This window comes from Streptomyces sp. B5E4 (assembly GCF_039871555.1).
In the GTDB taxonomy this organism is placed as follows: domain Bacteria; phylum Actinomycetota; class Actinomycetes; order Streptomycetales; family Streptomycetaceae; genus Streptomyces.
Window position 1 is genome coordinate 187,766 of the sequence record NZ_JBDPMI010000012.1, and the last position, 23,882, is coordinate 211,647.

Genomic DNA, 23,882 nt, shown 5'->3' on the forward strand with positions numbered 1-23,882 from the left:
CGCCGGTCGCGCCGTGCCCGTCCGATGTGCCGGCCTTGCCGGATTCGTCGGTTTCATCATGCTCGTCGGTCCGGTAACGGGATGCTCCTGCCACGGAGACAGGGTACGCGGCCTCCTCCGCCCTCCGGCCCGTCACGGCAACTGGTCCAGCCGCTTGAGGATGACCCCCTCGCGGAGCGCCCACGGGCAGATCTCCACCGTGTCCACGCCGAACAGGTCCATCGCCCCCTCCGCGACCAGCGCCCCCGCGAGCAACTGCCGCGCCCGGCCCTCCGACACCCCCGGCAGCTCCGCCCGCTCCGCCGCCGGCATCGCCGCCAGCCGTGGCACCCACTCCTCCAGCGCCTTCGCCGACAGCGCCCGGTGCGTGTACAGCCCCTCCGCCGACCGCGCCGCGCCCGCGATCCGCGCGAGCTGCCGGTACGTCTTGGACGTCGCCACCACGTGATCCGGCTCACCGAGCCGGCTGAACTCGCTGACGACCCGGGCGATCTGCGCGCGTACGTGCCGCCGCAGCGCCCGCACGTCGTCGGGGTCCGGCGGGTCCCCCGGCAGCCAGGAGGTGGTCAGCCGGCCGGCCCCGAGCGGCAGCGACACCGCCTTGTCGGGGTCCTCGTCGATCCCGTACGCGATCTCCAGCGACCCGCCGCCGATGTCCAGGACCAGCAGCTTCCCGGCCGACCAGCCGAACCAGCGACGCGCGGCCAGGAACGTCAGCCGCGCCTCCTCCTCGCCGGTCAGCACGGTGAGCTTCACCCCGGTCTCGTCCGCGACACGCGCGAGCACGGACTCGGCGTTGGCCGCCTCGCGGACCGCGGAGGTGGCGAACGGGAGCACGTCTTCTGCGCCCTTGTCCTCCGAAACCTGCAGCGCCTCGTGAACCGTGGCTATCAGCCGCTCGACCCCGTCTTCGGCGATGGCGCCCTCCTCGTCGAGGAGCTCCGCGAGCCGCAGCTCCGCCTTGTGCGAGTACGCGGGCAGCGGCCGGGCACCGGGGTGCGCGTCCACCACCAGCAGGTGCACCGTGTTCGAGCCCACATCCAGAACGCCGAGTCGCATAACGGGAAACGCTAGCGCCTTGCCGCCCGGCCGTACGCTGGGTCCCGTGAGCAAGAGGAAGAAACAGGGCAAAACGCAAGCCGGTTCGGGCGTCGTACGCAAGAATGCCGCGCGGTCGGAGGAGGTCGGGCTCGACTTCGCCCGCGCGTGGGTGGAGTTTCCGGACCCCGACGACGGCGAACAGGTCTTCCGCTGCGACCTGACGTGGCTGACGTCACGCTGGTCGTGCATCTTCGGCCGCGGCTGCCACGGCATCGACGCCGCGGGCCCCGACGACGGCTGCTGCACGCTGGGCGCGCACTTCTCCGACAAGGACGACGAGAAACGGGTCGGCGGCCATGTGCGCCGGCTCACACCCGAGCTGTGGCAGCACCACGCCGAGGGCCGGGGCCCGGCCGGCTGGATCGAGACCGACGAGGACGGCGAACGCAAGACCCGCCGCGTGGACGGCGCCTGCGTCTTCCACAACCGCGCCGGCTTCCCCGGCGGCACGGGCTGCGCGCTGCACCTGCTGGCGCTCCGCGAGGGCCGCGAGCCGCTGGAGACCAAGCCGGACGTCTGCTGGCAGTTGCCGGTCCGCCGCTCCTACGAGGAGATCACGCGCCCGGACGACACCAAGTTCCTGATGGTCTCGATCGGCGAATACGACCGCCGCGGCTGGGGCCCGGGCGGCCACGACCTCCACTGGTGGTGCACCTCGGCCCCTTCGGCCCACGGCGGGGGCCGGGCGGTGTACGAGTCGTACCGCCCTGAGCTGGTGGAACTGATGGGCGAGAAGGCCTACGCCCGCCTGGCGGAACTCTGCGAAGAACGCCTGCGAGCAGCCCAGCACGCCCCCCTCCCGGCCCCCCACCCGGCGGACTGAGAACCGATACGGGGCGGGGCGGCCGGGGGCGCCGGGCCGCGGTGCGCACGGCTTGAGGTGGGTGGCTGCGGGCCGGGCCGGGCGGATCGCAGGGTGTCGGCCGGGCCCCGGGGCGGGCGGCGGTACGGGCGGTGCGGGCCGAACACCGCCCCGCACCGCGCGTCGGCCGTCCGCGGGTCCGCGGTGCCACCGGGCCCCTCAGCCCGCCTGCGACGGCGTCTGCGCCGGAGACGAGTCCGGTGGGCTCGGGTCCGTGCGGGACGGAGTCGGTGTGGGGTCCGGGTCCGAGGGTGTGGGGTCGGGGTCCGAGGGGGTGGGGTCGGGGTCCGAGGGCGTCGGCTCCGGTGGGCGGGGGGTGTCCGGTGGGGGCTTCGGGTGGGACGGGGCGGGGGAGCCCGCGCTCGTACGGCCGCTGCCCGCGCCCGTGATCAGGATCGCCGCGCCGCCCGGGGACACGTACACCCGCGCCTGCCAGCCGGTCCGCGGCTCGCCCGCCTCCGCCACCGTCACCGCGACCGTCGTCGCCTCGCCCGGCCGCAGCGTCCCGTACGTCGCGCTGAACCGCAGCCACCCCGCGTCCGTCCCGACCCGCCAGTCGACCGGCGTGCCGCCGGACGCCCGCAGCCGCAGGTACGTCGTCTCCCCGGCCGGCCACGCCTCCACCGTCAGCCGGCCCGGACCCGTCCCCGCCCGGCCCGGGGCCGGGCCGCCGCGGTCGACGACCTCCACCGACACGTCCGGCCGGTTGCCGTCCGACGACCCCGGTCCGGAGTCGTCGTACGCGCTGCCGGCCTTCTCCACCGGGCGGCCGTCCAGCGACTCCGGGGCGTCCGCGTCCGCGCTCGGCGGCGGCCAGCCGGACTGCACCTCGCCGGTCGCGGGCGCGCCGCGGTTCGCCGCCCACAGCGCCAGCACCGGCGCCGCGATGACGGTGGCCACGACGGTCGACGTCACCGCCCGGGAGCGCAGCCGGCCGCGGCGCGCGGCGCGGTGCCGGGGGTCGCGGGGATAGCCGCGGCGGTCGAAGCGCGGGGCGTGCACGAAGCGGGTGCGCTGGGCGCGCAGCATCGCCGTGTACGCGGCCGCGCGGGGCGCCTCCAGCACGGGCAGCGGTCCTTCGGGCCGCGCGGCGCGCAGTGTGCCCGGCCAGGCCCAGCCCGCACCCGCGCGCTCGGCGGCGCGGCGGCACTCGGCGCAGTCGTCGACGTGCCGGACCAGCTCGCGGCTCAGGGCGGCGCTGAGGAAGAGCCGGCTGTCGCCGGCGAGCCGGGCGATGGCGGGGCAGCCGTGCTGGTCGACCACGGCGAGCGCGGCGCGGGTCCGTTCGACCTCCGCGGCGGCGGTGGAGAGCAGCACGCGGGCGGCGTCGGGGTGGTGGCCGAGCACGGTGGCGACTTCGTCGGCGGGCAGCCGGTGGCGTACGGCCAACTCCAGCGCCTCGCGCTGCTCGGGCGTCGTGCCGGCGGCCTCGGGCCAGGCGAGCGCGGCCAGTTCACGGCGGTGCAGGTGGTCGGCTTCCGACGCGCCGTCGGAAGCGGCTTCCGACACCGGATCCGCGGCGGCCCGCGCCTCCGACGCCTGCGACGCCTCTGACGCCGGCGCCGCCTCCGGCACCGCCTCCGCGGCGCCGGAGGATCGCTTCTCCCCGGCGGTGGCGGCGGGCCGCCGGTGCACCGGCCGGTGCGCGGAGCGCTGCGCGGCTTTCTGCCCCGGCTTCCGGTCCAGGCGGCGCACACAGGCCCACCGCGCCAGCGAGTACAGCCAGGGCCGCCACTCGGCGGGTGTCGTGGGCCGCCGCCGCGGCTGGCGTTCGGCGATCGCGAGGACGTCGCCGAGCGCGGCGACGGCGTCGTCGTGGTCGCACAGCACCGACATGCAGTAGGTGAACAGGCCGTCCAGGTAGGGCTCGTACTGCTCGGGCGGGCGCGGTGGCGGCGGCTGCCGGGCGGGTTCGGGGTCGGGGCTGCTCGTCACCCCGCGAAGGTAGGCGCATAGTCGCGTACGGATCGGGGTTGTTCGGCGCTTCTCACTCCCACGGGTGACGTTGTCACTCAATGGGGGACGTCTTACCCGTCCGAGTGCCCGCGACCCGTCGGCGGCGTCTCCCGGTACCCCCGATCCGTACCCCCGCGAGCGCCGCACAAGGCGCCGCGACCGCCGCACCCAGCACCAGACCCGCCGCCACGTCGAGCGGGTAGTGCACCCCGACGAAGACCCGCGACGCCGCCAGCAGCACGCCGAACGGCAGCACCCACGCCGTGATCCGCGGCCACGCCACCGCCAGCGCGACGGCCGCGGCGCCGGCGATCGTCGCGTGGTTGCTGGGGAACGACCAGTCGCCCGGCGGGGGGCAGTCCGCCAGCGGCGCGGCGGCCTCGCGCACCGCCCGGCACGGCCGCTCCCGTTCCACCCACACCTTCAGCAGCTCGCTCAGCCCGTACGCCGCGACCGTGCCCGCCGCCCCCGCGACCACCGGCGCGCGCCGCGGCGCCGCCCACCACGCGGCGGCGAAGAGCGCGGCCAGCAACAGGAGTCCGGCGTCCGTGCCGTACTCGGCGAGCGCGTGCAGCCAGTCGGGGGTGCGGCGGGCGAGGGACGTGACGTGCCGGTACAACTCGTCGTTCATGCCCGGACGGTACGCAGCGTGCCTGGTTCACCACTTCCGGCGAAAGTCAGTACGCTCCCCTGACGAAAGTCAGACCGCGCGGGCGGGTACGGGACCGTCTTGCGCCCCAAGTCTCGTAAGGTTTCCGCGTGGGATCTTTCCGCCGACCTGTCGGTCCGCTGCCGTCCGCCATCTACTGGCGGCGCCGGGCGGTCCTGCTCGGCCTGCTCGCCGTGCTCGCGATCTTCGCCATCCTGGTCATCAACCTCGGGGGCGATAGCGAGAACGCCGCCAACGAGGGCAAGAACCCCGCGGAGTCGATCACCCCGGGACCGACGGACGACTCGTCGGTGATCGACAACCCGCCGGGGGGCCGCGACGAGACGGGCGGCGGCTCAGGCGGCTCGGACGGCTCCGACGGCTCCGGCGACGGCGAGGACGACGGCGGCTCCGGCGACTCCGAGGGCTCGGGCGGCTCCGACGGCTCCGGTGACGACGGCGGCCGCGGCTCCGGCGACGGCGAGGACGCGGGCTCCGCCGGCGGCACCGGCTCCGGAGGCGGTTCCGGCTCCGCGGGCGGCGGCTTCGGCGTGGGCTCGGACGGCGTGCCGGCCGGCTCGTCCATGGCCGCGTGCGCCGCGGACGACGTGGAGCTGACGCTGCGCAGCGCCGAGCGCTCGTACGCGCCGGGGGAGCGGCCGGTGTTCGAGCTGACCGCGGTCAACTCCGGCGACCGGGACTGCAAGCTGGACTTCTCGCCGACCTCGACGGTGCTCACGATCTCGACGGCGACCGGCGGTGAGAGCCAGTGGTGGGCGTCGGACGACTGCCCGTGGACGACCGGCCCGATCCTGCTGGCGGTGCCGGCGAACAGCGAGGTCTCGCGGACGTACGAGTGGGACATGCGGGCGAGCGAGCCGCGCTGCGCGACGCCGAAGGCGGGCACGGCGGGCGCGGGGAGCTACGAGGCGCAGGCCAGCGCGGACGGCTTCGCGACGGCGACGGCGCCGTTCGTGCTGGAGAAGGCCTGACGCGCGTCACGACGCCCGCGAAGCGCTGCGTTGACGGCCATACGTTCCCCGGCGCGCTTCGGGCACGCCACATTGACGACGTACGTCTTCATGAGGCGCCCGGCTACGGGACGTTGACCGCCGTACGTCCTCACGAGGTACGCGGAGACGGGACGTTGACGTCCCCGGCCCCGCGCCGTCCGCGTCAGACGTAGCGCTCCAGGATCGACGACTCCGCCAGCCGCGACAGCCCCTCGCGCACCGACCGGGCCCGCGCCTCGCCCACGCCGTCGACCGTCTGCAGGTCGTCCACGCTGGCCGCGAGCAGCTTCTGCAGGCCGCCGAAGTGCTCCACCAGCCGGTCGATGACGGCGCTGGGGATGCGCGGCACCTTGGCCAGCAGCCGGTAACCCCGCGGCGAGACCGCGGCGTCCAGGGTCTCGGGCACCCCCGAGTAGCCCAGCGAGCGGGCCACGATGGGCAGTTCGAGCAGTTCGCCGTGGGAGAGCCGGTCCAGCTCGGTGAGCGCGCGGTCCACGGTGTGCGGGCGGCGGCCGGTGCGCTCCGGCACGTAGTCCCGGACGACGAGCTGGCGCTCCGGCTCGACGCCCGCGATCAGCTCGTCGAGCTGGAGGGACAGCAGCCGGCCGTCGGTGCCCAGCTCGACCACGTACTCCGCGATCTCGGTGGCGATCCGGCGCACCATCTCCAGCCGCTGCGCGACGGCGGAGACGTCCCGCACGGTCACCAGGTCCTCGATCTCCAGCGCGGAGAGCGTGCCGGCGACCTCGTCCAGCCGCAGCTTGTACCGCTCCAGGGTGGCCAGCGCCTGGTTCGCCCGGGAGAGGATCGCGGCGGAGTCCTCCAGCACGCGCCGCTGGCCGTCGACGTACAGCGCGATGAGCCGCATCGACTGGCTGACGGAGACGACGGGGAAGCCGCTCTGGATCGACACCCGCTGCGCGGTGCGGTGGCGGGTGCCGGTCTCCTCGGTGGGGATCGAGGCGTCGGGCAGCAACTGCACGCCCGCGCGCTCGATCCGGGTGATGTCCCGGTCGAGGACCACGGCTCCGTCGAGCTTGCACAGCTCCCGCAGCCGGGTCGCGGTGAACTCGACGTCCAGCACGAAGCCGCCGGTGCAGATCGACTCGATGATCTTGTCTGTGCCCAGCACGATGAGCCCGCCGGTGTTGCCGCGCAGGACCCGCTCCAGGCCGTCGCGCAGCCCCGTGCCGGGCGCGACCGCGCTCAGCGCGGCCCTCACCGCGGCATCGGAGCCGGAACTGCCGCCGGCTCTGCCCGGGGCGCCCACCCGGTCGCCTGCTGCCACTGGAACCCTCCGGAATCCTCCGGTCGTCGTTTCGGCGCTCTACGCGTGCGCCGGGTGGCGCACGCACGAGCCCCCTGCGCTCCCCCGCACGGAAGAGACCGGGGCAAAGTCTACCGGCGCGCCTCCTCGGGCTGCCGGGCCTCCCTCGGCTCCCTCTCTGCGGCCGCCTCCCGGGACCCGCCGCCCGCGCGCCGCCGACCGGCCGGCAGCGCGCGCAACGCGTCCCCTATGTCCGCGACTTCCCGTACTTTCATGCCTGCGGGGATCTTGCCCGGATCCGCCGGGACGAGCGCCTGGGTGAACCCGAGCCGGGCCGCCTCGGCCAGCCGCCGGGCCACCCCCGTCACCCGGCGCACCTCGCCGGCGAGGCCGACCTCGCCGATCGCGACCAGGTTCTTCGGCAGCGGGGTGTCGCTCGCGGCGCTGGCCAGCGCGAGCGCGACGGCCAGGTCGGCGGCCGGCTCGGAGAGCTTCACCCCGCCGACGGTGGCGCTGTAGATGTCCCGCTTGGACAGCGCGCGGATGTCGCCGCGCTGCTCCAGCACGGCCAGCATCATCGAGACCCGGGAGGTCTCCAGGCCCGAGGTGGTGCGCCGGGGGGAGGGGATCTGCGAGTCGACGGTCAGCGCCTGCACCTCCGCGACCAGCGGCCTGCGGCCCTCCAGGGTCACCGTGAGGCACGTGCCGGGCACGGGCTCGTCCCGCCGGGTCAGGAACAGGCCGCTGGGGTCGGCGAGGCCGATGATGCCCTCGTCGCGCAGCTCGAAGCAGCCGACCTCGTCGGTCGCGCCGTATCTGTTCTTCATGCCACGGACCAGCCGCAGCCGGGCGTGCCGGTCGCCCTCGATGTGCAGCACGACGTCCACCAGATGCTCCAGCAGGCGGGGGCCCGCGATGGCGCCGTCCTTGGTCACGTGCCCCACGAGGATCGTGGCCATCCCGCGTTCCTTGGAGGCCCGGATCAGCGCGCCGGCGACCTCCCGCACCTGGGCCATGCCGCCGGGGGCGCCGTCGATCTCGCCGGAGGCGACGGTCTGCACGGAGTCCATCACGAGCAGGGCGGGCTTGACCTCGTCGAGGTGGGCGAGGACGGCGGCGAGGTCGGTCTCGGCGGCCAGATACAGCCCGTCGCTCAGCGCCCCGATACGGTCGGCGCGCAGCCGGACCTGACCGGCGGACTCCTCTCCCGTCACGTACAGCGTGCGCTCGCCGCCGACCGCGGCCTTCGCGGCGACGTCGAGCAGCAGCGTCGACTTCCCCACCCCGGGCTCGCCGGCCATCAGCACCACGGCGCCGGGCACGAGCCCGCCCCCGAGCACCCGGTCCAGCTCCGGCACACCGGTGCCGCGGGCCTCGACGCGGCGGGCGTCGACCTGCGCGATGGGCAGCGCGGACGTGGTGACCCGGCCGGCGGCCGTCGTCTTGACCGCGGGCGCGCCGACCTCCTCGATCGTGCCCCACGCCTGGCACTCGGGGCAGCGGCCGAGCCACTTCACGGTGGACCAGCCGCACTCGGAGCAGCGGTACGCGGGGCGGTCCCTGCCGCCGCTCTTTCGGGAAGCCATGCGCCTAACGTAGCGGCAGGCGCCGACACCGCCGGGAGTTGTCCACAGGCGGGGTGCGGCGGTACGACCGCACCGTCCGGACTGTGGACAAACGGTCCGGGCCGTGGGCAGGGGGCGTACGCTCGGAGACCTGGATGTGCCGCTTCCCCGGGAGGGAAACATGCCCGCGCTGAGGTCCCGTACCGTCACCCACGGCCGCAATATGGCGGGCGCCCGCGCCCTCATGCGCGCCTCGGGCGTAGCGAACGAGGACATCGGCAAGCCCGTCGTCGCGGTCGCCAACAGCTTCACCGAGTTCGTCCCGGGGCATACGCACCTGGCGCCCGTCGGCCGCATCGTCTCCGAGGCGGTCAAGGCCGCCGGCGCGGTGCCGCGGGAGTTCGACACGATCGCCGTGGACGACGGCATCGCCATGGGTCATGGCGGGATGCTCTACAGCCTGCCCTCGCGCGACCTCATCGCGGACTCCGTGGAGTACATGGTGGAGGCGCACTGCGCCGACGCCCTGGTCTGCATCTCCAACTGCGACAAGATCACCCCCGGGATGCTCATGGCCGCCCTGCGGCTGAACATCCCCACGGTCTTCGTCTCCGGCGGCCCCATGGAGGCCGGCCGCGCCACCCTCGTGGACGGCACGGTCCGCAAGCTCGACCTGATCGACGCCATGGTGGACGCGGCGAACGACGGCGTCTCCGACGCCGACGTGCTGCGCATCGAGGAGAACGCCTGTCCCACCTGCGGCTCCTGTTCCGGCATGTTCACCGCCAACTCGATGAACTGCCTGACCGAGGCCATGGGCCTCTCCCTGCCGGGCAACGGCTCGGTGCTCGCGACCCACACCGCCCGCAGGGCGCTCTACGAGGCCGCGGGCCGCACGGTCGTCGAGCTGACCACGCGCTATTACGAGCAGGACGACGAGACGGTCCTCCCGCGCAACGTGGCGAGCCGCAGCGCCTTCGAGAACGCGATGGCGCTCGACATCGCCATGGGCGGCTCGACGAACACGATCCTGCACCTGCTCGCCGCCGCCCAGGAGGCCGGCCTCGACTACGGGCTGGCGGACATCGACGCCGTCTCCCGCCGGGTGCCGTGCCTGGCCAAGGTCGCCCCGAACGTCGCCCCCGGCGGGACGTACTACATGGAGGACGTGCACCGCGCGGGCGGCATCCCCGCCATCCTCGGCGAGCTGTACCGCGCCGGCCTGCTGAACGAGGACGTGCACGCGGTGCACTCCGACTCGCTCGCGGACTGGCTCAAGCGGTGGGACGTCCGCGGCGGCTCCCCGTCGCCCGAGGCGGTCGAGCTGTGGCACGCGGCGCCCGGCTGCGTGCGGTCGGCGACGGCGTTCTCGCAGTCCGAGCGCTGGGAGTCCCTGGACACCGACGCCGAAGGCGGCTGCATCCGCTCGCTGGAGCACGCGTACTCGAAGGACGGCGGGCTGGCGGTGCTCAAGGGCAACATCGCGGCGGACGGCGCCGTGGTGAAGACCGCGGGCGTCGACGCCTCCATCCTCACCTTCGAGGGCCCCGCCGTCGTCTGCGAGTCGCAGGAGGAGGCGTGCGACAAGATCCTCGGCAAGCAGGTCAAGGAGGGCGACGTCGTCGTCATCCGTTACGAGGGCCCCAAGGGCGGCCCCGGCATGCAGGAAATGCTCTACCCGACCTCGTTCCTGAAGGGCCGCGGCCTGGGCAAGGCGTGCGCGCTGGTCACCGACGGGCGCTTCTCCGGCGGCACGTCGGGGCTGTCCATCGGCCACGCCTCCCCGGAGGCGGCGGCGGGCGGCGCGATCGCGCTGGTCGAGGACGGTGACCTGATCCGTATCGACATCCCGAACCGCAGCATCGAGCTGCGGGTCGACGAGCAGACCCTCGCCGAGCGCCGCGCGGCGCTCGGCGGGCGGTACGCGCCGAAGGACCGCGAGCGCAAGGTGTCCACCGCCCTGCGGGCGTACGCGGCGATGGCGACCAGCGCGGACAAGGGCGCGGTGCGGGACGTCACCAAGCTGGAGGGCTGAGTCCGGCGCGGCCCCGCCCGTAGCGGCGTGGCCGCGCCCGTACCCGCGGGCCGCCGGAGACGGCGTTCGACCGTGCCCCAGGGGGGCGGGACACGCCGCGGAGGGCTCCGCGATAATCGGGTGCGTGAGCGACAACCAGCAGTCCGAGAACCACGACGGCGCGCCGCTGCCGGAGCCCCTGCGGTTCTTCGGCATCACCTGGGTCGACCGCTCGCGCGGCTACTGGGCCCGCCGCGTCGGCGTCGCCGTGCTGGCGCTCGTGCTGGCCGCCGGAGGCGCGTTCGTGCTGGCGCTGTCGTACAACGGCCTGCAACTGGCCGACAGCGGCGGCATCATCCAACTGCTGATGATCGCCGCCTTCGCGATCTGCAGCTCGCTGGCCTTCACGCGCACCCTCGGCGGCTTCAGCCGCCCGCACGAGGCCGGGCCCGCGGACAGCTCGTGGCGGCCGATCCGGGTCATCGGCTTCGTCGGCGTGCTGATGGCGTACGCGGTGCGGAGCGTCGTCGAGGCCCCGGGCGAGGGCATGCTGCGCAAGGACTACGAGCACCGGCTGGATCAGCACGTGCGCCGCCGCTCGTCCCGTACGGGCAACCCCGCCAAGCGCAAGCGCAAGAAGCGCCGCTGACGCGCCCCGGAGCCCGCGCCTCAGCCCCGCGCGCAGCCCTCGCGCAGTCTCGCGCCGCAGCCCCGCCGTAGACCCGCGGGCGGTCGCCTACGCCCCCTCCCGCGCCCCCGCGTACGCCGCCACCCAGCCGTCCGCCAAATCCGCCAGCCGGTGCGCCGCCGCCGTGGTGCGCTCCCGGTCGCCCGTGTTGAGCATGTCGATCTGCAGCCCCGCGAAAGCCGCGTTCAGCAGCGTCGCGTAGCCCGTCGCCGCCTCCGCCGGCACCCCTCGGTCGCGGAACCAGCCCGCGACGAACTCCACCCGGTCCGCCAGCAGCCGCGACGTCGCGCCGCCCAGCCGGTCGCCGGCGGCGAGCCCTTCGATCTCGTGGATGAGCCGGGTGAGCGGCAGATGCTCGGGCGTCAGGTGGTACTCCCACGTGGCCCGTACGACCTCCCCCATGCCCATCTCGCCGTCCGCGCCGGGCAGCCCGGCCAGCCACTCGCGCTGCCGCTCGTCCAGCCGCGTCAGCGTGGCGGCCAGCAGGTCGGCCTTGTCGGCGAAGTGGTGGGTGAGCACCCGCGTGCTCTGCCCCAGCTCCTTGGCCAGCGGCCGCATCGACAGGGTGGCCAGACCGTGGTCCACGAGGTAGTCGACGACCGAGTCGAGCAGGGCGGTCTTGCGGGCCGGGTCGGCGGGTCTGGGCATGGCACTCCTGGTACGGCGGGCCGTCCGGCCGCCCGCGTACGCACGTACGCGGGCGGCCGGAAACCGGTGGACGCCGTTAAGGTAACGACTGTTACCTTAACGGCATGGACGAGAATCCCACCCTGCAGAAAGCCGCATCCCCCCTCCGCCGCTCCCTGCCGGGCTGGCTGATCGCGCTCACGCTGACGACCTTCACATTCTCCACCGACGACTACCTGGTCGCGGGCGTCCTCCCCGGCATCGCCGAGGGCCTGGACGTCTCCGAGGCCGCTGTCGGGCAGCTCGTCACCGTCTTCTCCCTCGTGCTCGCGCTCGCCGCCCCCGTTGCCTCCGTGCTCACCGCGACCTGGCCCCGCCGCCCCCTGTTCACCGTCGCCCTCGCCGTGTTCGCCGCCGCGAACTTCGCCATGCCGCTCGTCGCCTCCTTCCCCGTCCTCATGGCCCTGCGCGTCGTCGCCGCGCTCGCCGCCGCCATCGTGGTGCCCGGCGCCCTCGGCGCCGCCGCGGCCCTCGCCCCGCCGGAGCGGCAGGGCCGCTACATGGGCACCGTCTTCGCGGGACTGACCACATCGCTGCTGCTCGGCGTGCCGCTCGGCACCTGGGTCGGCGCCGTCGCCGGCTGGCAGGGCGCGTTCGTCCTCGGCGGCCTCCTCGGCGTCGCCTCCCTCGCGGCCCTGTACGCGACCCTGCCCGAGCCGCCCCGCGGCGAGCCCCTGCGGCTGGCCGACCGGCTGACCCCGCTGGCCCGCCCCGCGCTGCTCGTCGGCCTCGCCGCCACCGCCGTCGCCGTACTCGGCAACCTGATGGTGGTCACGTACCTCGCCGTCTACCTCCGCGACCTCGCCGGCGTCGGCCCCACGGGGCTCGGCGTGGTGTTCGTGCTGGCCGGGATCGCCGGCATCGTCGGCAGCCAGCTCGGCGGCCCCGCCGCCGACCGGTGGGGCGCGGAGCGCGCGCTGCTGATGGGCTGCGGGGCGTTCGCGCTGGTGATGGCCGGGCTCGTCGCCTGCTGGCCGCTGCGCCCCGCGCCGCTGGTGCTGGTGGTGCCGCTGCTGCTGCTGTGGTCTGCGGCGGCCTGGTGGATCCCGCCGGCCGCCAGCGCCCGGCTGCTGCGCCTCGCCGGCCCGGCCGGCGCCCAGGCCCTCGCGCTCAACAGCAGCGCCGTCTACCTCGGCGTCGCCGCCGGCGGCGCGGTCGGCGGCATCCTCCTCGACGCCTACGGCAGCGGCGCCCTGCCGGTCGGCGCGGCGGCGGCGCAGCTCGTGGCGCTCGCCCTGTTCGGCCTCGCCTCCCGCCAGCCCACTCAGGGGAAACCCTGAGGCCCGCCCGGGGTCACCCCCAGACGACCCGGACATGTGTCAGTACTCTTTGACAGGTGGTTGTGACACCTGTCAGCTTTGACTTACACACCGAGGCACGAAGGGGCCGCAGATGGCACGGACGCCCGCTCCGGCCCCGTCCGGAGACGAACTTCTCAAGGTCCTCGCGGCGCTCGGCAATCCGCACCGCCTGCGGATCGTCGCCGCGCTCCACGAGGGCCGGAACTACGTCAGCCGGCTGGCCCGCGAGATCGGCATGAGCCGCCCGCTGCTGCACATGCACCTGCAGCGGCTGGAGGCCGCGGGCCTGATCACCGGCTCGCTGGAGCTGTCCGAGGACGGCAAGGCGATGAAGTTCTACGAGGTGGTCTCGTTCCGGTACGAGCTGACTCCCGAGCTGATCGAGGAGGTCGCCCGCACGATCGGCGACGGTGACGGCGAGTCGGAAGGCGAGCCCCCCGGGAAGGACAGGACCGGCACCGGGAAGCCCGAGACGGTGAAAGAGGAAGCCTCATGAACGAGCAGACGGTGCACCTCGCCGACAGCGGCGACACAGTCGGTGCGGTGGTCGGCGCGGTCGGTGCCGCCGGGTTCTTCGCGCTGCTGATCGTGGTGGTCTGGCAGATCGCCGCCACCTGGCGGGCCAAGATGCTCGCGGCTCGCGAGGAGCAGTACCGGCAGTTGGCCGTCAAATACCAGCAGTTGCTGGAGGACAACCTCGAACTGCACCGCCGCAGCATCGACGAGCTCACCGAGGCGCGGCGCTCCATCACCTCGATGGAGAAGATGATGCGCGAGATCGAATAGCGGCAGATGCGTACGGGCCGGAAGCGGCAACTTCCGGCCCGTACGAGGACGAAGCAATCCCCGGCACACTTCCGCGCCACGGCCAGGTCGGCAAACCACAGCGGCCGCGGTGCGGGCCAGTCGTGCGCCCGATTCACCTCTTGAGAAGGAGACCATCCCATGTCCGCTCGGATCAAGCAGCTCGTGGCTGCCCCCGGAGGACAGCGAACGAAATGGCTGGTACTGGCGGCCTGGATACTCCTCCTCGTCGTGCTCGGCCCGCTGGCCGGCAAGCTCGGGGACGTCGAGGACACCGGCCCCAACGCCTTTCTGCCGCGCAGCGCCGAATCCGCCGAGCTGAACACGGAGCTGGAGAAGTTCCGCGGCGACCCGGACGACGAGATCATGCCCGCCGTCGCCGTCTACAGCGTGCCGGACGGCGCGATGACGGACGCCGGCCGGCAGAAGGCGGAGGCGGACGTGGCGGCGTTCGCGCCGTACGTCGCCGCGGGCGAGCGCGTGACGCCGCCCGTGCCCTCCGACGACGGCGGCGCCTTGATGACCATCGTGCCGATCACCGACGAGGACGACCTCACCGACGTCGTCGAGGACGTACGCGACGTGGCCGCCGACGGCGCACCGCCCGGCGTCGACGTGGAGGTGGGCGGCCCGGCGGCCTCCCTCGCCGACTCCGTCGCCGTCTTCGACTCCCTCGACGCGACGCTGATGCTCGCGACCCTGGTCGTCGTCACGGTCCTCCTGCTGATCACGTACCGCAGCCCCCTCCTGTGGCTCTTCCCCGTGCTGGCCGTCGGCTTCGCCGCCGTCCTCACCCAGGCGGGCACATACCTCCTGGCCAAGCACGCCTCCCTGCCCGTCGACCCGCAGGCGGCCGGGATCCTGATGGTCCTCGTCTTCGGCGTCGGTACGGACTACGCGCTGCTGCTCATCGCCCGCTACCGCGAGGAACTGCACCGCCACGAGAACCGCCACGAGGCCATGCAACTCGCGCTGCGCCGCTGCTTCCCGGCGATCCTCGCCTCCGCCGCGACCATCGCGGTCGGTCTGTCCTGCCTGTACTTCGCCGACATCAGCTCCTCCCGCTCCCTCGGCCTGGTCGGCGCGGTCGGCGCGGTGTGCGCGTTCCTCGCGCTGGTCACGGTGCTGCCGGCGCTGCTGGTGATCGTCGGCCGGTGGGTCTTCTGGCCGTTCGTGCCGCGCTACGGCACCCCCGTGCACGGGCACCGCACGGTGTGGTCCCGGATCGGCGCCGCGGTCGCGCGCCGGCCGCGCTGGTCGTGGCTGATGTCGCTGGGTGTGACCGCCGTGCTCGTGTTCGGCGTCGTCGGGATGGACTTCGGCCTGAAGCAGTCGGAACTGTTCCAGGACAAGCCCGAGTCGGTCGTCGCGCAGGAGCGCATCTCCGCGCACTACCCCTCCGGCGCCTCCGACCCGGCCGACATCGTCACCGACGCCGACGCGAAGGACTCCGTACGGGCCGCCGTCGAGAAGGTCGACGGCGTGGCGGGGGTCACGGATGGCGACACGACCCGTGACCTGGCCGCCCTGCGCGTCACCCTCGACGACGAACCCGACTCCGACGCGGCCAAGGACACGGTCGACGACCTGCGCACCGCCGTGGACGCCGTCGACGGCGCGGACGCGCTGGTCGGCGGCACGACGGCCGAAGCGCTGGACACCCAGCGGGCGGCGGACCGCGACCTGCGGGTGGTGGTGCCGATCGTGCTGCTGGTGGTCTTCCTGGTGCTGATCGGGCTCCTCCGCGCGCTGGTGGCGCCGCTCGTGCTGCTCGCCACCGCCGTGCTGTCCAACGTGGCCGCGCTGGGTGCGTCGTACCTGCTCTTCGACCACGTCTTCGACTTCGCCGCGGTCGACTGGTCCATCCCGCTGATGGGCTTCGTGTTCCTGACCGCGCTCGGCATCGACTACAACATCTTCCTCATGACCCGGGTCAGGGAGGAGGTCGCGCTCCACGGCCACGCGAAGGGGGTCCTCAGCGGCCTCACGTCGACCGGCGGCGTGATCACGTCGGCCGGCATCGTGCTCGCCGCGACGTTCTCGGTCTTCGCCGGGCTGCCGCTGGTGACGATGGCGCAGATGGGCGTGCTGGTCGGGGTGGGCGTGCTGCTGGACACGTTCCTGATCCGCACGGTCATGGTGCCGGCGCTGGCGCTCGATCTCGGCCGCTGGACGTGGTGGCCGGGAGCCCTGTTCCGGCACGAGACGCGGCGCGCGGCGGCGCCCGCGGACACGACGGCCGGGCTGCCGGAGGCGGATCGCGTACGGGCCTGAGGGCTCCGGTCCGTAGCGCGGCAGGGGCACCCGGCTCGCCGGGTGCCCCTGCCTTCCTTGACGGCCGCCTCCGGGGCCAGCTCGCCCGCGTCTCCCTCGCCGTCGCGCTCCTCGGCAGCCCCGAACTGCTGGTGCTCGACGAGCCGACCGTCGGCCTCGATCCCGTACTGCGGCGCGACCTGTGGGGGCTGGTCCACGAGATCGCCGCGGAGCGCGGCGCCACGCTGCTCGTCTCGTCGCATGTGAGGGACGAGGCGGAGCGCTGCGAGCGGCTGATGCTCATGCGCGCCGGCCGGGTCCTGGCCGACGACACCCCGACGGACAGCGCGAGCGGGTCGGCAGCGCGACCGTGGAGAAGGCGTTCCTGCGGCTCGTCGCGGCGGACGGGCCCATCGGCGCCTCCCTGCTCGGCATCTTCCCGCTGATCACCATGTTCCTGGTGACCTCCATCGCCACCCTGCGCGAACGCACCTCCGGCACGCTGGAACGGCTGCTCGCCATGCCCCTCGGCAAAGGCGACATGGTCCTCGGCCACGCCCTCGCCTTCGGCGGCCTGGCCGCGGTCCAGGCGTCGCTGGCCGCAGGGCTCGCCGTGTGGGTCCTCGACCTCGGCTTCGCCGGGTCGCCCTGGCTGCTGCTCGTCGTCGCGCTGCTGGACGCGCTGCTGGGCACGGCGCTGGGGCTGTTCGTGTCGGCGTTCGCGTCGAGGGAGTTCCAGGCCGTGCAGTTCCTGCCCGCGGTGATCTTCCCCCAACTGCTGCTGTGCGGGCTGGTCGCGCCCCGGGACTCGATGCAGCCGGTGCTGGAGGCGATCTCCGACGTGCTGCCGATGTCGTACGCCGTGAACGGCATGAGCCAGGTCCTCGACCACGAGGAGGTGACCGGCTACCTCCTCCGCGATGTCGCGGTCGTCGGCGGCAGCGCGGTGCCGGTGCTCGCCCTCGGCGCGGTGACGCTCCGGCGCCGTACGGCGTGACCTGCTGCCCTGTCCGGGCTGTGGATAACTTCGCGGGGTGCCGGGCGGCGGTGCGAGGATGGACGGCATGACCCAGAAAGTCGCCGTACTCGGCGCCGGAAAGATCGGCGAGGCGCTGCTCTCCGGCATGATCCGCGCCGGCTGGTCGCCCGACGACCTGCTCGTGACCGCCCGCCGCGAGGACCGCGCCGAAGAGCTGCGCAATCGCTACGGTGTCGAGCCCGTCTCGAACGGCGAGGCCGCCAAGCGCGCCGACACCCTCATCCTCACCGTCAAGCCGCAGGACATGGGCACGCTGCTGGACGACCTCGCGCCGCACATGCCGGCGGACCGGCTCGTCGTCTCCGCCGCGGCCGGCATCCCCACGGGCTTCTTCGAGGAGCGGCTGCCGGAGGGCGCCCCGGTCGTCCGCGTCATGCCGAACACTCCGGTGCTCGTGGACGAGGGGATGTGCGTCATCTCCGCGGGCAGGCACGCCGTCGAGCAGCATCTGGTGCGGACCGAGGAGATCTTCAAGCCCGTCGGCAAGACGCTGCGCGTCCCCGAGGCCCAGCAGGACGCCGCCACGGCCCTGTCCGGCTCCGGCCCGGCGTACTTCTACTTCCTCGTCGAGGCCATGACCGACGCCGGGATCCTCCTGGGCCTGCCGCGCGAGAAGGCCCACGACCTCATTGTGCAGGCCGCGATCGGCGCGGCGGTCATGCTGCGCGACAGCGGCGAGCACCCGGTCAAGCTCCGCGAGGCGGTCACCTCGCCGGCGGGCACGACGATCAACGCGATCCGCGAGCTGGAGAACCACGGCGTACGGGCCGCCCTGATCGCGGCCATCGAAGCGGCCCGCGACCGCAGCAGAGAGCTGGGCACGGGCCCGGCTCCGGACGCCAAGCGCCCGTAGGGAAGCCGGAGATGACAGCGCAGCCACCCCCGCCGCCCGGCCCGGCCGCCTCCGGGCGGGAGGCCATCCGGGTCCTCCTCGCCGACGACGAGGCCATGGTCCGCGGCGGGGTCCGTGCCATCCTCGCCGCCGCGGACGACATCGAGGTCGTCGCCGAGGCCGGCGACGGCCGCGAAGCCGTCGAGCTGACCCGGCGGCACCGCCCCGACGTCGCCCTGCTCGACATCCGCATGCCCGTGCTCGACGGCCTGGGCGCGGCCGCCGAGCTGCGCCGGGCCGCGCCGGAGACGGCCGTGGTGATGCTCACGACCTTCTCCGAGGACGAGTACATCGCCGGAGCCCTCGACAGCGGCGCCGCCGGCTTCCTGCTCAAGTCCGGCGATCCGTACGAGCTGATGGCCGCCGTCCGCGCCGCCGCCGGCGGCGCCTCCTATCTCTCGCCGCACGTCGCCCGCCGCGTCATCCAGCGGGTCAGCGGCGGCCGGCTGACCCGCGAGAAGGAGGCGCGCGAGCGCGCCGCGGCGCTCACCCCGCGGGAGCGCGAGGTGCTGGCGCTCGTCGGCGCCGGGCTGTCGAACGCGGAGATAGCCGGGCGCCTGCACCTGGTGGAGGGCACGGTGAAGGCGTACGTGAGCCAGGTGCTGGCCCGACTGGAGCTGAAGAACCGGGTCCAGGCCGCGATCCTCGCCTACGAAGCGGGGCTGGCCGGCGACGACGCCGGGCCCCCGGCGCACGGCTCGCCGTAACCCCCGGCGCCTACGGCACGGGCACCCCCGCCCGCGCGTCGCCGCAGCCGCAGGGCCCGTACGCCCTCGTGCAGCAGCGTGATGCCGAACGCCAGCCCCAGCCCCAGCGCCACCCCCCGCAGCGGCTCGTCCTCGAAGGCCGCGCCGCCGACGTAGCCGAGCGTCGTCCCGTACGCCGCCCAGGTCACCGCCGCGAGGACCGCGTACCGCGTGAACGTCCGGCGCGGAAAACCCGTCGCCCCCGTCGTCAGCGTGGCCGCCGTCCGGCCGCCCGGGATGTAGCGCGCCACGACCAGCACCAGCCCGCCGCGCTCCGCCAGCATCCGCCCCACCCGCGCGTACGCCCGCTGCGCCCGGCTCCCGGGCCGCAGCCGGTCGAAGACCCGCGGCCCGGCCCGCCGCCCGATGGCGTACGAGACGTGGTCCCCGGTCAGCGCTCCGAGGGCCGCCACCGCCGCCACCAGGACCGCGTCCGGCTGTCCGTCGGCCGCGGCGAACACCCCCAGTGTGATCACCAGCGTCTCGCTCGGCACCACCGGGAAGAAGCCGTCCAGCGCGGCGATGCCGAAGAGCGCCAGGTACACCCACGGGGTGCTGACCACGCCCTCGACGGCGTGGATGATCGCGTCATTCATGCCGTTCACGCTAGGAACGCGGCCCGCACGCCACCGCGCACGGAAGTCAGGACCTCCCCATGACTTTCGTCAGGTGCCCGGCGGTCCCCGCCCGCCGTACCGTGGCCGCATGACCGGCACCGACCGGCTGCCCGGCACCCCGCGTCGCACGCTGCCCGACCGCCTCCGCCCGAGCCGCCCCGCAGGCCACCACCCGGACGACGACCACCGGGACGACGACCGCCCCGGGCGCCGCCGCCCCACCCGGGCCCCCGCCCTCCGCCGCGTGCTGCGCAGCGAACGCGCCGCCGGCCTGCTCCTCTGGCTGGTCCTCACCCTCCCCGCCGTCTACGCCGGCGGCCTCCCCGGCGCGGAGCAGGCGGCAGGCGTCGACCTGCGCTGGATACGCATCGCCGCCGTCCCCCTCCTCGCCCTCGCGGTCGCCGTCAGCCGCGCACGTCCCCTGCTCGCCGCCGCGATCCCGGCCGCACTGGCGCTGGCCGCGACGCCCGAGCTGTTCACCAACCAGTTCGTCCTCGCCCAGGTCGCCCTCTCCTTCCTCCTCGGCCGCCGCACGGACCGCCCGCGAAGAGCGCTCGCGCTCTTCGGCGCGATCGCCGCTTCCGGCCTCGTGCTCGTCCGCACCGTCCCCGACGCCACGTTCGCCGGCTGGGCGACGCTCGCGCTCACCGTGCTCTTCGCGATGGTGCTCCCCTGGCTGCTCGGCCGGTACGCGCGCCAGCACGCCGTGCTCGTCAGCACCGGCTGGGAGCTGGCCGAGCGGCTGGAGCACGAGCAGGAGCTGACCGCCGACCGCACCCGGCTGCGCGAGCGCTCCCGTATCGCCGGCGACATGCACGACTCCCTCGGCCACGAGCTGACGCTCATCGCCGTCCGCGCCGCGGCCCTCCAGGTCTCCCCGGGGCTCGACCGGGCCGCCCGCAAGGAGGCCGCAGAACTGCGCGAGGCCGCGGCGGCGGCCACCGAGCGGCTGCGCGAGGTCATCGGCGTGCTGCGCGAGGACGACGAGGGTGCGCCGGTGCACCCGGCGGACGACAGGGTGGAGGAGCTGGTCAAGCGGGCGGCCGCGTCGGGGATGGAGGTGGAGCTGGTACGCGCCGAAGACGGAGACGAAGAGGGAGACCGCACCGCTGCACACGACGCGACGCCGGACGGAGAACAACCTCCCGCCACCCCCCTCCCACCGGTCGCCGACCGGGCGATCCACCGGGTCGTCCAGGAGGCGCTGACCAACGCCGCCAAGCACGCCCCCGCCGCCCCCGTGACCGTCCGCCTCCGCCGCGACGCCGACCACGCCGAGGTCACCGTCGTCAACGGCCCGCCGCCACCGAGTACCGCAAAAGCCCTGAAAGCCTCACAAACCCCCGGCGGCTACGGCCTCGTCGGCCTCGACGAGCGCGTCCGCCTCGCCGGCGGAACGCTCCGTGCACAGCCTGTGGACGGCGGCTTCGCCGTCACCGCCCGGCTGCCCCTCGCCCCCGGCGCCACCCCCGCCCCACCGCGCGAGTACGCCGCCCGGCGCGAACTGGCCGCCGCGCGCCGCCGCGTACGCCGCGGCATCCTCGACGCCATCTGGATCCCGGTCGTCGGCACCGCCGTCCTCGGCGCGCTCCTCTTCGGCGCCAACCTCTACACCTCCTACCGCTCCGTCCTCGACGCCGACACCTACGACACGCTGCGCATCGGCCAGCCCCGCGACGCCGTCGAGCGCCGCCTCCCCGCCTACGAGGCCGACGTCAACACCCGCCCAGCCGCCGCCCCCGCCGACCCGCCCGGCACCGACGACTGCGTCCTCTACCGCACCGCCCCCTTCACCCTCGACCCGTCCTACCGCCTCTGCTTCACCGACGGCCGCCTCTCCCACAAGGACAAGATCGACGCCGACCCGTAGCACCTCCACCCGGCCCGCAATCCCCGGCGCCCACCCGGGGGTTACCCCCACCCGCGGCCGGTGGCCCGCAGGATGGGGCGCGGGCGCGCGCGTCCGTAGCGTCGTACGACATGAAGCCGAAGCCCAAGGCCCTCGCCGCCCCCGCGCTCGCACTGGCCCTCGCCGCCGTCGCGACCGCCTGCACCCAGGCCGTCGGCGACGGCAAAGCCGAGCACCGCACCTTCCGCATCGGCGCCGACGCCACCACCCTCACGATCGACGCCGACGACACCGCCGTGGAACTGGTGCCCGTCGACCGCGAGGGCGGCGAGATCGAGGTCACCCGCTGGTTCAAGGCGGAGAAGTGGAACGGCGACGTCGGCACCACGTGGTCCGTCGACGGCGACACCCTGCACTTCCGCACCAAGTGCAGCGGCGTCGTCGTGAGCTGCGACTCCCGCTACCGCGTCGAGGTCCCGCGCCGGCTCGCCGTCACGGTCGACGGCAGCGACGGCCGTATCGAGGCGAACGGCTTCGACACCCGGCTCGACATCACGAGCGGCGACGGCGCGGTGGAGGTCGCGGACGCCGGCGGTCCCCTGAACATCGAGGCCCGCGACGGCTCCGTACGCATCGACGGCGCGGCCGGCCCCGTCGACCTCGACGCCCGCGACGGCTCCGTCCGCGCCACCGGCCTCACCGCCACCCGCGTCACCGCCGCACTCGGCGACGGCAGCCTCCACCTGGGCTTCACCGAAACCCCGGACCAGGTCACCGCCGACACCCGCGACGGCGGCCTGACGGTGGAGGTGCCGAAGGCGCCGTACCGGGTGAGCACCGACGTACGCGACGGCAGCACCGACGTCACCGTCCCGCGCGACCCCGCCAGCCCTCACCGCATCAAGGCCACCACCGGGGACGGCAGCGTCACGATCCGCCCGACGAGCTGACGGCACCGAAGACGGGCAGCAACCCGGCCGCGGCATACGCCGCATCCACCCGCGGCCGCGCCCTCTCCCGCGCCCGCTCCGCCCCGCGCGCCAGTACGCCCTCGACGTACGCCGGATCGGCACTCAGCTCCGCATGCCGTTCCCGCACCGGCCGCAGCGTCTCCACCACTGCCTCGGCGGTGTCGCGCTTGAGCTGCCCGTACGACGTGTACTCACCCGCCAGCTCCGCCGGCTTCCGCCCGCTGCACCCCGCCAGGATCTCCAGCAGGTTCGCCACCCCCGGCTGCGCCTCCCGGTCGTACGTCACCTCGGTCCCGCTGTCCGTCACGGCCCGCATCACCTTCCGCCGCACGGCGTCCGGCTCGTCGAGGAGATGCACGACGCCGGCCCGTGCCGCGGGCCCGTCGTCGGACTTGCCCATCTTCGACGCCGGATCCTGGAGGTTCATCACCCGCGCCGCGACGGCCGGCCGGGTGACCCGCGGCACGGTGAACACCCGCCCGTAGCGCTGGTTGAATCGCTGAGCCAGATCCCGCGCCAGTTCCACGTGCTGCGCCTGGTCGTCGCCGACGGGCACCTCGTCGGCGTCGAAGGCCAGGATGTCGGCGGCCATGAGCACCGGATACGTCAGCAGCGACAGCCGCACGCTCCCGCCCTTGGCCCGCTCCCGCGCGGCCTTCTCCTTGTACTGGATCATCCGCCGCATCTCCCCGTCCGCGGCGGTGCACTCCAGCAGGTACGACAGCCGCGCGTGCTCGTCCACGTGACTCTGCACGTACACGGTGCACCGAGCGGGATCGAGCCCCGCGGCCAGAAGCAGTTGCGCGGCCTGCCGGCTGAGCCGCCGGAGCCGCGCGGGCTCGTAGGACACGGTCATGGCATGCAGGTCGACGACGCAGAACAGCGCATCGGCCTGATGCTGGTCCACCTCGACCCAGCTCCGCACGGCACCCAGGTAGTTCCCGAGGGTCAGATGCCCGGTGGGCTTCACCCCGCTGAAGATCCGTACCCGCGAGCCCCGCGATCCGTACGCCGTCATCGTCGTCGACCCTCTCGTCCACTGCCGAAGACCGCCGCATCGACGGCCGGCGAGCGAGAGAGCCACGCAAAACGGCCGCCGAACCGGCGGCCGCTGAAGTCGTGCCCACGCACGCACCCGAGGTCGACCGCCGTCAGGCGGCCCACCACTGCTGGGTACGTGCGCGTGCTGTCATGGCCCCTACCGTACCGTGACGAGGCCCTGGCGGGGCGGGCACGCGCGGCCGTGACCGGGCCCGCAAGGCGGTGCTTGACAAGGACGTCATGGATCCGTAAAGTTCTTCGGGTTGCCACGGGGCCGTTCAGGTTCCGGAGTGCGGCGGTGGCCGTCCTTGAGGGGCGGCTCGTTCCATCTTCTCGTTGTGTGATCGTCTCCCTTTCGTCGGGGTTGAATCGGCATGCCCGGTTCTTTTCGGCGGGCGGCCGGATTTTGCGCCGCCGGGACAATCCGCTACGGTTACGGAACACCGAAGGGAAACGCCCGGAGAGGCCCGGAAGGGTTTTGAAGGAAGTGTCCGTTCTTTGAGAACTCAACAGTGTGCCAAGTAATCGATGCCAAGTGTTTGATGTAGTGACACAGCAGTAGCGAGG

At 74.0% G+C, this 23,882-nt stretch carries 21 protein-coding genes and 1 pseudogene; 14 read left to right on the top strand and 8 right to left on the bottom strand.

Annotated features, from left to right (window positions below; all coding sequences use genetic code 11):
- Positions 1-132: 132 nt before the first annotated feature.
- Entirely contained in the window at positions 133-1,059 is a 927-nt protein-coding gene (locus ABGA99_RS18320; RefSeq protein ID WP_347581472.1) for a Ppx/GppA phosphatase family protein, read from the bottom strand.
- Positions 1,060-1,078: 19 nt separating this feature from the next.
- Here ABGA99_RS18320 and ABGA99_RS18325 point away from each other — a divergent pair, with 19 nt between their 5' ends.
- The gene (locus ABGA99_RS18325) at positions 1,079-1,924 is read left to right on the top strand and encodes a hypothetical protein (protein ID WP_347581473.1); all 846 of its coding nucleotides are present in this window, start codon (positions 1,079-1,081) and stop codon (positions 1,922-1,924) included.
- Positions 1,925-2,122: 198 nt separating this feature from the next.
- Here ABGA99_RS18325 and ABGA99_RS18330 read toward each other — a convergent pair whose 3' ends face one another.
- Both ABGA99_RS18330 and ABGA99_RS18335 read right to left on the bottom strand, forming a co-directional pair.
- Positions 2,123-3,898, bottom strand: a complete 1,776-nt coding sequence (locus tag ABGA99_RS18330; RefSeq protein WP_347583014.1) for a sigma-70 family RNA polymerase sigma factor — start codon at positions 3,896-3,898, stop codon at positions 2,123-2,125.
- Positions 3,899-3,971: 73 nt separating this feature from the next.
- The gene (locus tag ABGA99_RS18335; RefSeq protein WP_347581476.1) at positions 3,972-4,550 is read right to left on the bottom strand and encodes a phosphatase PAP2 family protein; all 579 of its coding nucleotides are present in this window, start codon (positions 4,548-4,550) and stop codon (positions 3,972-3,974) included.
- A gap of 128 nt (positions 4,551-4,678) precedes the next feature.
- Between ABGA99_RS18335 and ABGA99_RS18340 the strand changes: the two genes are divergently transcribed.
- Positions 4,679-5,560: a hypothetical protein gene (locus tag ABGA99_RS18340; protein ID WP_347581477.1), complete on the top strand. Its 882-nt coding sequence runs from the start codon at positions 4,679-4,681 to the stop codon at positions 5,558-5,560.
- Positions 5,561-5,744: 184 nt separating this feature from the next.
- Here the strand turns inward: ABGA99_RS18340 and disA are convergent, their stop codons facing one another.
- Positions 5,745-6,869, bottom strand: coding sequence for a DNA integrity scanning diadenylate cyclase DisA (disA, locus tag ABGA99_RS18345; protein WP_347581478.1), 1,125 nt, complete (start codon positions 6,867-6,869; stop codon positions 5,745-5,747).
- A 110-nt stretch (positions 6,870-6,979) separates the two neighbouring features.
- Positions 6,980-8,434 carry a DNA repair protein RadA gene (radA, locus tag ABGA99_RS18350; protein ID WP_347581479.1) on the bottom strand — a complete coding sequence of 485 codons (1,455 nt, stop codon included), beginning with the start codon at positions 8,432-8,434 and terminating at the stop codon, positions 6,980-6,982.
- 160 nt (positions 8,435-8,594) lie between these two features.
- Between radA and ilvD the strand changes: the two genes are divergently transcribed.
- Positions 8,595-10,448, top strand: coding sequence for a dihydroxy-acid dehydratase (gene ilvD, locus ABGA99_RS18355; protein ID WP_347583015.1), 1,854 nt, complete (start codon positions 8,595-8,597; stop codon positions 10,446-10,448).
- A gap of 124 nt (positions 10,449-10,572) precedes the next feature.
- On the top strand, positions 10,573-11,076 hold the full coding sequence (locus tag ABGA99_RS18360) for a hypothetical protein (RefSeq protein ID WP_347581481.1): 504 nt from the start codon (positions 10,573-10,575) through the stop codon (positions 11,074-11,076).
- An 87-nt stretch (positions 11,077-11,163) separates the two neighbouring features.
- On the opposite strand, the gene ABGA99_RS18365 is transcribed toward ABGA99_RS18360, so the two are convergent.
- The gene (locus ABGA99_RS18365) at positions 11,164-11,763 is read right to left on the bottom strand and encodes a TetR/AcrR family transcriptional regulator (RefSeq protein ID WP_101423050.1); all 600 of its coding nucleotides are present in this window, start codon (positions 11,761-11,763) and stop codon (positions 11,164-11,166) included.
- 104 nt (positions 11,764-11,867) lie between these two features.
- Here ABGA99_RS18365 and ABGA99_RS18370 point away from each other — a divergent pair, with 104 nt between their 5' ends.
- From ABGA99_RS18370 to ABGA99_RS18405, 8 genes and pseudogenes are all read left to right on the top strand, one after another.
- Positions 11,868-13,082, top strand: a complete 1,215-nt coding sequence (locus tag ABGA99_RS18370) for an MFS transporter (RefSeq protein WP_347583016.1) — start codon at positions 11,868-11,870, stop codon at positions 13,080-13,082.
- Positions 13,083-13,194: 112 nt separating this feature from the next.
- Positions 13,195-13,599 (top strand): winged helix-turn-helix domain-containing protein, encoded by a 405-nt coding sequence (locus ABGA99_RS18375; RefSeq protein WP_347581483.1) that lies wholly within the window; start codon positions 13,195-13,197, stop codon positions 13,597-13,599.
- Positions 13,596-13,889: a hypothetical protein gene (locus ABGA99_RS18380; protein WP_347581484.1), complete on the top strand. Its 294-nt coding sequence runs from the start codon at positions 13,596-13,598 to the stop codon at positions 13,887-13,889. The genes ABGA99_RS18375 and ABGA99_RS18380 overlap by 4 nt, the downstream gene beginning before the upstream one ends.
- A gap of 159 nt (positions 13,890-14,048) precedes the next feature.
- Positions 14,049-16,181 (top strand): MMPL family transporter, encoded by a 2,133-nt coding sequence (locus ABGA99_RS18385; protein ID WP_347583017.1) that lies wholly within the window; start codon positions 14,049-14,051, stop codon positions 16,179-16,181.
- Between the two features lie 74 nt (positions 16,182-16,255).
- Positions 16,256-16,557: pseudogene (locus ABGA99_RS18390) on the top strand (AAA family ATPase); the annotation flags it as partial.
- On the top strand, positions 16,531-17,157 hold the full coding sequence (locus tag ABGA99_RS18395; protein WP_347583024.1) for an ABC transporter permease: 627 nt from the start codon (positions 16,531-16,533) through the stop codon (positions 17,155-17,157). The pseudogene ABGA99_RS18390 and the gene ABGA99_RS18395, both read left to right, overlap by 27 nt.
- Positions 17,158-17,224: 67 nt before the next feature.
- Entirely contained in the window at positions 17,225-18,052 is an 828-nt protein-coding gene (gene proC / locus ABGA99_RS18400) for a pyrroline-5-carboxylate reductase (RefSeq protein WP_347581487.1), read from the top strand.
- An 11-nt stretch (positions 18,053-18,063) separates the two neighbouring features.
- Positions 18,064-18,798, top strand: a complete 735-nt coding sequence (locus ABGA99_RS18405; protein ID WP_347583018.1) for a response regulator transcription factor — start codon at positions 18,064-18,066, stop codon at positions 18,796-18,798.
- On the opposite strand, the gene ABGA99_RS18410 is transcribed toward ABGA99_RS18405, so the two are convergent.
- Positions 18,741-19,433, bottom strand: coding sequence for a VTT domain-containing protein (locus tag ABGA99_RS18410; protein WP_347581489.1), 693 nt, complete (start codon positions 19,431-19,433; stop codon positions 18,741-18,743). The genes ABGA99_RS18405 and ABGA99_RS18410 overlap by 58 nt on opposite strands.
- 109 nt (positions 19,434-19,542) lie before the next feature.
- Between ABGA99_RS18410 and ABGA99_RS18415 the strand changes: the two genes are divergently transcribed.
- Together ABGA99_RS18415 and ABGA99_RS18420 are read left to right on the top strand one after the other, a co-directional pair.
- On the top strand, positions 19,543-21,324 hold the full coding sequence (locus tag ABGA99_RS18415; protein ID WP_347583019.1) for a histidine kinase: 1,782 nt from the start codon (positions 19,543-19,545) through the stop codon (positions 21,322-21,324).
- Between the two features lie 110 nt (positions 21,325-21,434).
- Positions 21,435-22,253 (top strand): DUF4097 family beta strand repeat-containing protein, encoded by an 819-nt coding sequence (locus tag ABGA99_RS18420; RefSeq protein WP_347583020.1) that lies wholly within the window; start codon positions 21,435-21,437, stop codon positions 22,251-22,253.
- Here ABGA99_RS18420 and trpS read toward each other — a convergent pair.
- Positions 22,231-23,292 carry a tryptophan--tRNA ligase gene (gene trpS, locus ABGA99_RS18425; protein WP_347581492.1) on the bottom strand — a complete coding sequence of 354 codons (1,062 nt, stop codon included), beginning with the start codon at positions 23,290-23,292 and terminating at the stop codon, positions 22,231-22,233. The genes ABGA99_RS18420 and trpS overlap by 23 nt on opposite strands.
- Positions 23,293-23,882: the final 590 nt, after the last annotated feature.